This window comes from Mariprofundus sp. EBB-1 (genome assembly GCF_003665155.1).
Lineage (GTDB): Bacteria > Pseudomonadota > Zetaproteobacteria > Mariprofundales > Mariprofundaceae > Mariprofundus.
This window is the reverse complement of sequence record NZ_RCFQ01000010.1, coordinates 75,335-88,078: the sequence shown is the minus strand read 5'-3', so window position 1 is coordinate 88,078 and position 12,744 is coordinate 75,335. Positions and strand designations below refer to the sequence as shown.

Sequence of the window (12,744 nt, the reverse complement as noted above, 5' to 3'; positions counted from 1 at the left end):
TGTTCTCGAAGGAGAAGTGATGCAGGAAATATGGCCTACCGAAGCAGATCCTCGCTTGTTAAGGGTGTTGTCCCGTCAGGTGGAAGGTGCACTAAGCCTGTTGAATGAATCAACAGAAAATGGATTGATAAAGCTATCTGAAGTGTTGGAAAAACAAGCAGGCACAGAAGTAGAAAGTGATATCATGGATGCTTTGACCGAATTGCAGAATATCGATCGCGTCATGCAACGTTTACATAATGTTCGATCTTGTCTGGATGATTGGTCAAAGGCGACAAAGGCGCTAGGTACTGGAGAAGCAAGCTGGAAGGATGAAGTTGCCGGGCGCTATGTGATGGAAGAAGAGAGATTGGTTTTGAGGGATGAATTATGAGTGGCGCACCGAAAATTCTAATAGTAGAAGACTCTATGATGGTTCGAATGACCGTCAAACGCACATTAGCCAGTGTCGATTTCGCGGTGGTGGAAGCCAAGGACGGTGCAGAAGGCTTGGCAGCAGCAAAGGCCGACACGTTTGATTTGATCCTAACGGATCTGAATATGCCGAATATGGATGGTTTGACCATGATTCGACACATTCGGGAATTGCCTGCATATAGTGAAACACCCATTGTCATGCTCACGACGGAGTCCGGTGAAGATAAAAAAGCCATCGGACATGGCTCTGGCGTTTCAGCATGGCTCGTGAAGCCGTTTGAACCTGACCATCTGATTGAAGTTGTTGGAAGCATGTTGTTTTAGGAGCACATATGGACGAAGAACTGCTAGCCGAATTCCTTACCGAGAGTAATGAAAACCTTTCCTCGATAGAAGATTCCTTATTGAGCCTGGAGGCTGATCCGGGCAATAGTGAAATACTGGGTGCAATTTTCAGAGTTATCCATACCGTCAAGGGAAACTGTGGTTTTCTTGGTTTACAGCGGTTGGAAAAAGTTGCGCATGCCGGAGAGAATCTGCTTGGAAAAATAAGGGCGCAAGGTTTCCATGTGGATAGCGATCTGGTTTCCCTGTTGCTTGAAAACAGCGACGCCATCAAAGCTCTGGTTGCGGGACTGGAAGAGAATGGTGCAGAACCTGAACTCGATTTTTCAGATTTATGTGCGCGCCTGACAGCAGCGGAGCGTATGGTCGATTCGGGCCATGCCGATAGCGATGATAGCCAGGCAAGCAATTCTGACTCAGAAAGTGATCAGAAAGAAGATACCCTCTGGTTGGAAGGTATGGATGAAAACCTTGTGGCCTTGCTTGGCGAGGCTAATTTGATGACTCCTCAGGCGGTGTTGGCTGCGGGCTTTGAAAAACTGAGAAGCATTGAAGGCGTGAAGCCAGCTGAGGCATTAAAAATTCTTGGCTTGGCAAAAAGTCAAAAGGTCGAGGTGAAGAAAGCGACTGAAGAGGATCTGAGCGCAGATCCGCTTATAGAACCGATTGTAGAAGTGGATACAGAAGTGGTTGCAGAAACAATTGTTGAGCCACAGGCACCTGAGCAGTCAGTCCTTACCGGGGTAACGAAAGAAGTGGAAGCGGGGAGTGGGGACAAGTCAGAAGCCGCCCCGGTTTCTGACCCCCCTGTGGCTGTGAAGAAAGAACAGAGCAGTACGGTCAAAGTGGCACGAAAAACACCAGCTGAAAGCAGCATTCGAGTAGATGTAGCACTGCTTGATGAGTTAATGAATCAGGTGGGTGAATTGGTGTTGTCGAGAAATCGTCTGCTTCGGCTGGTCGAGCAGAATGAACATAGCGATCTGGTGCATACGTGCCGCAATATCAGCCAGACCACTACCTTGCTACAGGAAAAACTGTTGCATACACGTATGCAACCAATATCCACCTTGTGGAGCACCGTACCGAGACTGTTACGCGATCTGACTAAACAGCTAGGTAAAAAAATTGATGTTAAAATGGATGGTCAGGAGACGGAACTCGACCGTACGATCCTGGCGGCGATGAAAGATCCGATGACACATATTATTCGAAACTCCTGTGATCATGGTATTGAAGTGCCTGCGCTGCGTTTAGAACGCGGGAAACCTGAGGAGGGGGTCATTTCACTTTCCGCACGACAGGAAAGCGGTTTTATCATGATTGATGTGAAAGATGATGGTGGTGGTATTCCGGCCGATAAAATTCGTGAAAAAGCGGTGAAAATGGGCGTGCTTAGTGCCGAACAGGCAGAAACGGTCAGCGACCGGGCAGCTTTACAGCTCATCTTTCATGCGGGTCTTTCTACGGCTGAATCTGTCAGCAATCTGTCAGGCCGTGGTGTGGGAATGGATGTTGTGCGTTCCGAAATTGAGAGTGTTGGTGGAACGGTTGAAATTGACAGCGAACTGGGCAGTGGCACCACACTGCATATTCGTATCCCTCTTACACTGGCGATTATTCCGGCCTTGATTGCAGAGAGTGGTAGTCAGCATTTCGCAATTCCTCAACTGATGGTACAAGAGTTAATTAGCATGGAACGCAATGCAGATGGTTGGGAAAATGTGGCTGGCAGTGCATTTTATCGACTGCGAGGCCGTTTATTGCCGATCGTGTTTCTGCATGATGTGCTCAGTATCAAAGCTTCTGAAGGCGTGAAATGTACTGTTGTAGTCATAAATGTGGGCGAGCATCAATTTGGTATTGGTGTTGATAGCATATTGGGTGCTGAAGAGATTGTTGTGAAACCACTCGGACAGCATTTTCAGCATCTCGATCTTTATGGTGGTTGCAGCATACTCGGAGATGGCATGGTTGTGCCTATTCTGGATTGTATCGGTCTGACGAAAGATTTACGTCAGGGCCAGGAGCTTGAGATTGTTAAAGCCGACTGTGGTGATGTGATCAGCGCTGCATCTGAAGATAGTCAGTATATCCTTGTGTTTGCTTTGGGTGAGAAATGGTACGCTATTCCAATGGCGCTTGTAGAGCGCATAGAAGAAGTGCTGTCTGAGAAAATAGAATTATCCGGCCGACGGGAAGTGTTGCAATATCGGGATCAGGTTATTCCGGTCCTAAGACTTTCGAAATTATTGGATGTCGAGCCGATCGAAGCGAGAAGTATTGAGCCGTGTCTGATCATTGCAGATCAGGGAAGACGTTTGTGCCTTCAGGTTGATCAAATCGTGGATATTGTGAAACAGCATTTGGAAATACACCTTGAGAGTTCAGAGGAGTGTTTCTTAGGGACTGCCGTGATTGAAGGCCGCTCGACTGAAGTCATTGATATTTTTGAAGTGATAAAGAAAGCGATTCCAAACTGGTTTAATGCGTCTGGTGATCGCCGTAAACGTCAACAGCGTATCCTTTATGTTGAAGATGCCATGTTCTATCGCAATCTTGTGCTGCCTGCTCTGGAAGCTCTGGGCTGTGAGATTTTACTGGCACGCAACGGGCGTGAGGCGCAGGAAATATTGCAGCATCATAAACCGGATGTTGTTCTGACCGATCTGGAAATGCCTGAGGTGAATGGTTTTGAATTGGCTGAATGGATCCGAAATCAGGTGGATATTGCTTCCATCCCCATTGTTTCTTTATCGAGTCTGGAAGCATCCGATATTGGTGAGCGCCGTAAACTGTTCCAAGCATGTGTGAAAAAATTTGAGCGTGAAGTGTTGCTTGATGAATTAACCAGGCTACTTGGTCGGAAACCTCGTGAACAGCATGTAGCCAGACCTGTTCTTGATGCCAAGGTGATAAATCATGGCGAACTTGGCAAGGGAGATGAATATGCCTGATTCTGACATGGTGCAAACGCGATCAAGATTACTGACGTGCAGGGTTGCAGAGCAGTGGCTGGCATTGCCTGTACAGCAGCTTTCAGAAGTGGTGACGCCACAAATGAAAACGGTTATTCCTCTGGCTCCCGATGCAGTCAATGGTTTGATCAATCTGCGTGGCAGAATTCTTACTGAATTGGATTTGCGTAAAATTCTTCATATTGACATAGATGCAGAACAGACAAATTACCGAACGATTATTATAGAAACAGATGCGGTGGAAAATTTTGGTTTGACTGTGGATGCAGTAGGCGAAGTGATTGAGATGGATGCAGGAGCATTTGAACGCACGCCTGAATCGTTGGAAGAAAATTGGAAATGTGTCTGCCGCGGTGTATTGAAAGAGCATAAACGCATTTTAATACTGCTGGATATTAAGAAGGTGATAGATATGAGTATGCCTGAGCAGCAGAACTGATGAGGGTATTTGTTATGATCGATGCCGGCGTGATGACTAAGCGACCTGTTGTAGCGGTATATTATTCATGATTCGGGTGTTACTGGTTGATGATTCCGCGCTTTATCGCAAGTTGTTGGTGCGGGCGTTGCGGACATGCAGTGATATCGAGATTGTTGGTGAAGCTGTCGATGGACAGGATGCACTGGCGAAGATTGCAATACTACAACCGGATGTCATTACCCTGGATATGAATATGCCCCGCATGAACGGCATGGAAACACTGGCTGTATTGTCGGTGAAATATCCAATGATAAAAACGATTATTGTAGCAGCTGAAACCAGAGATGATGCTGAACGGGTGGTGCAAGTATTGGAGGCAGGGGCGATTGATGTTGTCCTTAAGCCCAGAGCCAGCGTATCAGAGCCTGTGAAAACATTGACCAATGAACTGGGAGAAAAAATTCGGGCTGCGGCAGGGCGGATGCATAGTTCCTACCGTGGTGTGAACGTATCGCGACCAAGTAGGTCATTTCGTCGTTTCAGACCTGACATCGTTGTTATTGGTTCAAGCACAGGTGGTCCTGCCGCCCTCTATGATGTGTTGACGGTGTTGAGCGCAGACTTCCCCTTTCCCATTGTGGTTGTACAGCACATGCCTAAACTATTTGTGGAATCACTGGCCCGCCGTTTGGATCAGGATACCCGTTTGAAGTGTTGTGTAGCCAAGGATGGAGAAGGTCTGAAAGCGGGTCATATTTATTTCTCACCCGGAGAACAGCATTTGATGATTGAACAAAATGCGCCCGGCAAGCTTGTGGTGCGACTTGATGACGGCGCTGCCGTACATCACTGTAAACCTGCTGTGGATGTTACGCTTCGTTCACTGCATAAACTGGCTGGAAGAGTAAAGACCTTAACCGTGATACTCACTGGCATGGGAGTGGATGGTGCGGCTGGTGCGGCCGCATTGTCAGAGGCTGGTGGAAAAGTCATTGCTCAGGACAGGCAAAGTAGTGTGGTTTGGGGAATGCCCGGTGAAACTGTGAAGTTGGGGGCCGCAGACGAAGTACTGGCGCTTGATCAGATTGGAGATGCGATAAAACGGATTTGCTGTGGGTGATTACAATGTCAATAAGTAGTGATCGATTGAAATATTTTTCTGCTTTTGTGCGTCGTGAAATAGGCCAGGCTATTGATGCAAATAAACTTTATCTTATTCGAACACGTTTGCTGCCATTGGCACGCAGTCAAGGTATAGCTTCGCTGGATACGTTGATTGACATGATACGCAGAGATGAACGGGGCGCGTTGGCAAGACTGGTATTGGATAAGATGACCACCAATGAAACACTGTTCTTCCGTGATAATTATCCATTTGAAGTGTTAAAAAAACATCTGTTTCCCACCTTGGTCAGAGAAAAAGGTTTGTCTGGCTCGATAAGGATTTGGTCGGCAGCCGCCTCTACAGGTCAGGAGGCTTATTCTATAGCCATGATGGCCAAAGACGCCCTTGCCGGCGCGGAAAGCCGGGTGAAAATTATCGGAACAGATATTTCCGCGGGTGCAATTGATTATGCGCAACAAGGGCTGTATAAAAAAATGGAGGTGCAGCGGGGGCTATCAGCACAACATCTGAGAGCTCATTTTGATGCACAGGGTTCGCAGCTCTGGCAGATAAAAGCGAACCTGAAATCCATGGTGAAATTTCAACAGGGAAACCTGATTTCTCCCATGCTGGCGAGTTCACTCAAACAGCATGGCCCGTTTGATATCGTATTTTGTCGGAATGTGTTGATCTATTTTGATATGGAGCAACGTAAACAGGTGATTGATGCGATTGCCCAGGTAATGACTGCAGGTGGGTGGTTATTTACGGGAGCCGGTGAAATGGTAACGGGTAATCATTCAAAATGGACCGTGCATCGGCTTGAAAACAGGCCTGTCTGGCAACTGGCAGCAAAGTAATGATTTGAAGTGGCATGTAGAAAGAGCGTGTCGATTGACGTATGCAAGAGGAGCGTATGATGGAAAACAATGAAAGTATCAGAGCTACACTTGAGCAATTTGCAGCAGGTGACTTTACCTATAGGGCAGCAGGTGATGATCCAATGGTGGCAACGGTCAACCATCTGGGTGCTACGCTTGAGACCATGATTGAAGGTTTAATGGAGAGTCAGGCAGTGAACTGCATGAGCATGTTCGAGGTGCTGGCGACGATGAGCCGTATGGCGGACGGCATGTCCCATATTGATGAGCGAACATTATCCATGGCTGCTGCAACCGAGGAAATGGCAGCGACCAATCAACAGATTGCAGAAAGTTCACAAGAGGCCGTAGGGCTTTCTACACAGGCCGTAGAGGCGGCTAATCATGGATCAGCCTCCGTGGATAATGCCTTGCAGCTGTTGAGTGATTTGGCAGAGCGCGCACGTACGGCCAGGGAAAATGTTGAGCGTTTGGTGTTGTACTCAGGCGAAATAGATTCAATTGTGGCATCGATTCAGCGCATTGCAGGGCAGACGAATATGCTTGCATTGAATGCCACGATTGAAGCCGCCCGGGCTGGCGAAGCCGGTCAGGGTTTTGCTGTGGTGGCTGGCGAAGTAAAGGGGTTGTCACAGCAGACAGCAAAAGCAGCTTCAGAAATTAGTGGTAAAATAGGTCAGCTACAGGGAGAGATTAAGCTTGTGGTGAACCTGTTCGGAGAAAATGTAGAGCATGCAGAGCAAGGTGGAGCCGCCGCACAAGATGCCGGACTTAGCATGCAGGAGGTTATCACGGCCTTTAGTCTGGTTTCAGAACAGATTCAACATATCAGAGCAGCAGCTTCTGATCAGGGTGACGCTTCGCAGGAAATCGCTGAACGCACGCATGAAGTGTCAGAACTGGTGAGCACCTCAGCCCACGAAGTAGGCCATACTGTTGGGCAGATGCGGGATCTTGAGTCGGGTATCAGGGAACAGTTGGGTAGTTTGTCACAGAACAAGGTTACGAAAGGGGTTCTCAGCCTTGCCAAAACCGATCATATGCTGTGGAAAAAACGCTTGATAGATATGATGCTTGGGCACGAACATATTGCCACTGATGATGTTGCCGATCATCGTCACTGCAGGCTTGGTAAATGGTATTATGCTGAGGGAAAGGAGCTATATGGCCAGCACAGGGCATTTACAGCATTAGAAAAACCACATGCAGAAGTGCACCGCCTGGCAAGGGAGACCGTTGAAAAATTCAACAAAGGTGACAAAGTGGCAGCCAGTTCACTCATCGAGCAGTTGGGCATACCTTCAGGTGAGGTTGTTGCGTTGCTTGAGCAGCTCCAGAGCAATGAATAATGACGTCGTGAAAAGTCATCAACGCGCCCATGGATGGACTCTTTACGACTTATCATGAACAATCAAAAAACGCAGGAGAGGGAAAATGGATAGACGTTGTCACGCAGTAGATTATAAGATTATCGGTCATGGCATGCAGCTGCTTGAAGTGGAACTGGATCCGGGTGAAACGGTGATTGCTGAGGCAGGTGCTATGACCTATATGGAAGAGGGCATCGTTTTTGAAACCAAGATGGGCGATGGCTCGGAAGCTGAAAGCGGCATGTTCGGCAAATTGTGGAGCGCAGGTAAGCGCGCCATTACCGGTGAATCACTGTTTATGACCCATTTCACCCATGCCGGCGCTGCTAATAAGAGCCATGTGGCCTTTGCAGCGCCTTATCCGGGGTCTGTGGTGCCTGTTGATATGTCTACCTGTGGAGGCGAGTTGCTTTGTCAGAAGGATTCTTTCTTGTGCGCTGCTCTGGGTACAAAGGTTGATATCGCGTTTAGTAAACGACTGGGACGCGGTTTTTTTGGTGGTGAGGGCTTTATTCTGCAGAAGCTAAGTGGTGATGGTTTAGTCTTTATTCATGCTGGCGGTACGGTCATTGAAAAAGAGTTGAATGATGAAACCCTGCGCGTAGATACCGGTTGTCTGGTCGCATTTGAATCGACAGTTTCGTATGACATTGAGCGTGCAGGTAACCTGAAAAGCATGTTGTTTGGTGGAGAGGGGCTGTTTTTAGCTACGCTGCGCGGCACCGGTAAGGTGTGGGTTCAGAGCTTGCCATTCTCCCGCCTGGCCGATCGCATTCTGGCGAATGCTCCATCGGCGGGTGGTGGTGCAAAAGGCGAAGACTAAGGCTCCAGAAAGCTTCACTGGTTTTGTTTTCATTATTCAGTTTTTTTCACCGCAGAGTTACGCAAGGAAAGTCAAAATAACAGAGTTGTTTGTTTTTACTCTGCGTCCTGAAGGTGACAACGCTTGTGAAAGAGAGGCTCCCCTAGGGGATTGCGGTGAATGCTTTGATGCATTTTATTGCGACTTCCCTATCAGAAAGCGGCTAAATCTGGCTATTTGTTTATAATATTCATAAAATATGATGATGAACTTCAGGCGTTTCATCTTTTTGTTCGCGACTTTACTCATACTGCTTCTGCCAGTTATCTGGTTTAGTGCTCCATTATGGGGAGCGAAGCTTGTAGAAAATATATTGGTTCAGCAGCAATGCCGTGACGCTGTGGTTGATATTGGCGGTGTCGGTTGGCATCAAAGTCATATCAACAGGCTTTATTGTAAAGACCAAAACGCCTCATTTGAGCTTGATATTACAGATGCGGATATCAGTTACACGCTTGCCGGCTTGATGGAGAAGCGGGTTGAAGATGTGTCGCTGGAGTCTGCGGCACTGAACTTGCGAACTACTTCCGAGTCGAATGCTGAAGCTATTCCGGTGCTGACGACCCCGGCTCTTTTATTGGAATCTCTCCCGCTCTCCAGCTTTCATATCCGTCATATTCAATTGCAGCAACAGAATCAGCAGGGTGAGGTGATCCAGGAAATTAGAGGATATGCGAGATATTCCGATCAGGGGCTGTCTGTGGCGTTGAATGAAGCGTCTCATCTGAAAGGTGTGCAGTTAACACTGGAGATGAACAGGGAGAACGGGGTCAGTGCGGCGCTCTCTCAGGGCGATATATCTATTATTGATGTGCAAACAACAATGCGTAAAACAGCGAATGACCTCACTGTCGATGGTGAAACAGATGTAGCAATTGCGCCACTTTTCGCATTGCTCAAGCCGTGGTTGAATATGTCTGAGCAACAGATGGAAGGTGTCTTGCATGGTTCGTGGCAGCTGTCGTTGCCTGCCCAAAGTAGCCAACCGCTATTGCAGCAGTTGGATGCTACAGCTGTTTTTACACTGGACGCGGCACTGCACCGGCCGGATTCAGATGATGCCCATGGCAAGTTGAATCTGAATGTGAGTTTCCAGCAGGGCATGGGTGCCTGGGATATTGTCGATGGATCACAGCTAAGGTTTGGAGATCAAGAAGCAATGCATGCCGATCTGGCGCACCTTTCAGGCTCTTTCGCACTGACTGCGTCGGGCTGGTCGGCAGCGATTGCTGAGAACAGTGCTTTGCGGCTAAAAAATATCCGCATCAATGATATACACATCCCCTCTGCTCAGTTGCGCTTTATTGAACCTTTAGGAATCCGTTTGAGCAATGAGATAAGCATTGTGCAGGAAGCCGCTGTTGAACTGATGGTTCCAACAGCAGAGAGCCAGGATGTGAAACTGGCCAGTCGAAAGATATCTCTGGCGCTCAAGCAGGGAAGCCTGCTTACGCCATCGGGTAGCTTTACTGCGGCGGCGATTACATTGGTATCGCCGGCTTTGTCGCTGCCTGAAAGTAATCTTTCAGGCACATTCGAACTTTCAGACAAGCAGGTGTCCGTTGCCGGAAATATGCGTTCTAAGCAACATGGTGAGCAGCTTAACTGGCAGCTCAGTCGCCAGCTTTCCGAATCTGCATGGCATTTCAATATCGCTGAGAAAAGTACATTGCAGGTGAAAAATGTTCACCTTGGCGATCAGGCTGTCTCATATGTGAATATCAAAGCAATGAGGCCGATAGCGTTTGCCATCATGCCGAAAGGCGCTGTGAATCTTGTCAATAAAACATCTATCGCCCTAGTGCTGCCACGCTTGCAGTTGCAGGAGAATAGCTTTGCCAGTCGGGGTTTGAATATAAACCTGCATCAGGGCTCTATCTTCTCTCCGTCAGGTAGTTTTGTTGCCAGTGGCATCAAGTTTACCACTCCGACCATGAAACTGCCTGAGAGTAATGTATCAGGCTCATTTGATCTTTCAAAAAAACAGCTTTCAGCACTTGGGAAAGTGGATGCTCCTGAGGCTGGTGTTCATCTGGTCTGGAAATTGAAACATATACAGGCTAAGCAGCAGGGCTTACTTGAATTTACTGCCGAGCAGCTGACCTTTGGTGCCGGGGCAATGGATCTTTCCCGAATCATTGATAGCCATGATAACTATGCCATTGAGGGTGGAGTCTTGGATCTCAAGGGCAGCGTACAATGGCAGAAAAACAGACAACAGAAAAATAATATGGATGCGCGTTTTGACCTGAAGCTGTCAGGTCTGAAAGGGTTTTATAAAACGAATAAATTTTCAGGTCTTAGTGGGAATCTGCACTTTAACGTTGATGAGAAGCGTTTGTTGATGGTTCCGGCTGTAGTGAGCCTGGACAGGCTTGATGCAGGTGTGCCGGTTCATCATATCAGTATGTCTGCGGCCTTTGCCTATCCGTTTGCCGGTTTGGCGAACATACAGATTAATCAACTCAAGGCTGAAGCATTGGGGGGGCTGGTTTCCAGTGAAAAGATCTCTATTGATCTTGCCAGGGCCAGCAACCCATTTCTGGTGCAGATAAAACATATGGATGCAGGGCAGGTGGCTGAAATCAGGCGGCAAGAGGGCTTGCAGGTTCAAGGTCTGCTGGATGGTGAACTACCTTTTGACTGGACCAGTGATGGACTGAAAATGACGGCCGGAGTGTTGCATTCGGCCAATGTCGATGGACTGATTCGTTATCTTGGTACGGAATCGGTGCGCAATCTTGCGGCCTCTGATCAAGCAACAAAAATGGTCATGGATATTATGCATAACTTTCATTACAAGCTGCTGAATATAGGCGCGAACTATACTCCTGATGGTGAGTTGAAGATGAATATCAAACTGAAAGGCAAAAACCCGGAATATGAAAATGGCAGGGCTGTCGAACTCAACTTTAATATTGAAGAGAATGTGCTTAAGCTGATGCAGGGGCTGAATATGGCGGGAGGAATTGGTGGTGCTGTGGAGAAGAAGGTGCAAAAAGAACTCCGCAAGCAGTAACTATTCATATAGACATCCGGGCATGCAGATTCTATGCTCTTACACTGTAGTCGTTGTTACACCGTGAGGTAAATGAATATGCAAAGAAATCTCCGTATGACCCTAATGTTGGCAATGCTTCCCTGCGTGCTCGTTGCGTGTAGTCCGACAGTCACAATCGCACCATCAGATAAACCTATTACTATCAATATGAATATTAAAATTGAGCATGAAATCAGTGTCAAAGTTGATAAAGCGTTGGAAAACGTTTTGTCTGAAGACAGTGGCTTGTTCTAGAAGGGGTATGGATATGCAAATTAAACAGAATCTATTTCGTTTCATGGCCGTGTTGGCTGTAAGCCTTACCATGATCGTGGCCGGAGCAAGCAGTGCATGGTCAGCCGATATTCGTTCAGCCAAAGCTGCCGGACAGATTGGCGAGCAGCTTAATGGTTATCTTGGCGTGGTTTCTTCAGCTCCTGCTGATGTTCGCGCCATGGTTCAGGATATCAATCAGAAGCGCCGGGCAGTGTATCAGCGTATTGCCAGTAAGAATGGCACTTCTCTGCAGGCTGTTGAGCAGATGGCGGCTAAAAAAGCGATCAATAAAACACCGCCGGGACAATATATCCAATCATCAGGTGGCTGGGTGAAAAAGTAACAGGCTGCAGAGGCCGTCTGTCTTGGTTGGATAAACAGCTACTGATTATGCCGGAGTATTATTGTATGAAAGGAGTCTTCGGACTCCTTTTTTGCGTTGGCTTGCTTGTGTGATGATGCCGGTAGTGTTTTTTCAGGCGGCCACACAAATGATGAATGAGCGGATAGGCATTCTGGATATTCACAGAACAATAAGCGCTTATTTAAAGGTGTGGGGAAAATGCACCACCCAGGCCGGACAGATCCGCAACGCGCTTCGTCCTGCTGCCGCTGCTTCCTTCCGGATCTGACGGGGTTCACAGGGGTCCGCCGTGCGGGGCCCGACCTGGGCGATACTTGGGTTCCACTCGGGTGGAAACGGGTATCATGGTTTGAGATATATGCTCAGAACCATTGTAAACTGGCGGTGCTACGATCATCTGTACACCAAGCATTCCTTGTAAGTCACTTGTTGCCAAGAATCGTTATCAAGAATTTCCCGAAACTTAGCGCATACACTCCCGGCATGCCAGTTGAAAGTTAGCCTTTGAATAAATGTGCGTTTGGCCTTCTGGTGGATGGGTCAAATAAAGATAGGAATGATCGGAAGCCGAACTGAATAATAGTGATTAATAAGCGTTTACTTTGTCATCAGTAGAGGTGGCGGGGTTTGTTTAAGAATGAAACGCTTTTTAAGCAGGCATGGTTAGCATGTATAAAATTACAGC

11 protein-coding genes and 1 other RNA gene are annotated in these 12,744 nt (G+C 47.6%); 11 read left to right on the top strand and 1 reads right to left on the bottom strand.

Translation table 11 applies throughout. The features are described from left to right. The 11 genes from D8Y20_RS06110 to D8Y20_RS06060 all read left to right on the top strand — a co-directional run. The coding region (locus tag D8Y20_RS06110) for a hypothetical protein (protein ID WP_236075287.1) at positions 1–373 on the top strand (373 nt) is incomplete at its 5' end. After that, on the top strand, positions 370–741 hold the full coding sequence (locus D8Y20_RS06105; RefSeq protein WP_121542152.1) for a response regulator: 372 nt from the start codon (positions 370–372) through the stop codon (positions 739–741). The genes D8Y20_RS06110 and D8Y20_RS06105, both read left to right, overlap by 4 nt. A gap of 8 nt (positions 742–749) precedes the next feature. Then, positions 750–3,719 (top strand): chemotaxis protein CheW, encoded by a 2,970-nt coding sequence (locus D8Y20_RS06100; RefSeq protein ID WP_121542151.1) that lies wholly within the window; start codon positions 750–752, stop codon positions 3,717–3,719. Next, a complete protein-coding gene (locus tag D8Y20_RS06095; RefSeq protein WP_201265552.1) occupies positions 3,712–4,179 on the top strand; it encodes a chemotaxis protein CheW in 468 nt (155 codons plus the stop codon). The genes D8Y20_RS06100 and D8Y20_RS06095 overlap by 8 nt, the downstream gene beginning before the upstream one ends. Positions 4,180–4,246: 67 nt before the next feature. Beyond that, positions 4,247–5,281, top strand: a complete 1,035-nt coding sequence (gene cheB / locus D8Y20_RS06090) for a chemotaxis-specific protein-glutamate methyltransferase CheB (protein ID WP_121542149.1) — start codon at positions 4,247–4,249, stop codon at positions 5,279–5,281. A gap of 5 nt (positions 5,282–5,286) precedes the next feature. Beyond that, on the top strand, positions 5,287–6,126 hold the full coding sequence (locus D8Y20_RS06085; RefSeq protein WP_121542148.1) for a protein-glutamate O-methyltransferase CheR: 840 nt from the start codon (positions 5,287–5,289) through the stop codon (positions 6,124–6,126). 56 nt (positions 6,127–6,182) lie between these two features. After that, positions 6,183–7,496, top strand: a complete 1,314-nt coding sequence (locus D8Y20_RS06080; RefSeq protein WP_236075285.1) for a methyl-accepting chemotaxis protein — start codon at positions 6,183–6,185, stop codon at positions 7,494–7,496. 85 nt (positions 7,497–7,581) lie between these two features. Then, positions 7,582–8,340: a TIGR00266 family protein gene (locus D8Y20_RS06075; protein WP_121542146.1), complete on the top strand. Its 759-nt coding sequence runs from the start codon at positions 7,582–7,584 to the stop codon at positions 8,338–8,340. A 268-nt stretch (positions 8,341–8,608) separates the two neighbouring features. After that, positions 8,609–11,398, top strand: coding sequence for a YdbH domain-containing protein (locus D8Y20_RS06070; protein WP_161957588.1), 2,790 nt, complete (start codon positions 8,609–8,611; stop codon positions 11,396–11,398). A gap of 105 nt (positions 11,399–11,503) precedes the next feature. After that, positions 11,504–11,674, top strand: a complete 171-nt coding sequence (locus tag D8Y20_RS13895; RefSeq protein ID WP_370050582.1) for a YnbE family lipoprotein — start codon at positions 11,504–11,506, stop codon at positions 11,672–11,674. Between the two features lie 13 nt (positions 11,675–11,687). Further along, entirely contained in the window at positions 11,688–12,038 is a 351-nt protein-coding gene (locus D8Y20_RS06060; RefSeq protein ID WP_236075284.1) for a YdbL family protein, read from the top strand. Positions 12,039–12,266: 228 nt separating this feature from the next. Here the strand turns inward: D8Y20_RS06060 and ffs are convergent. Then, positions 12,267–12,363: signal recognition particle sRNA small type (gene ffs / locus D8Y20_RS06055), an RNA gene on the bottom strand. Positions 12,364–12,744: the final 381 nt, after the last annotated feature.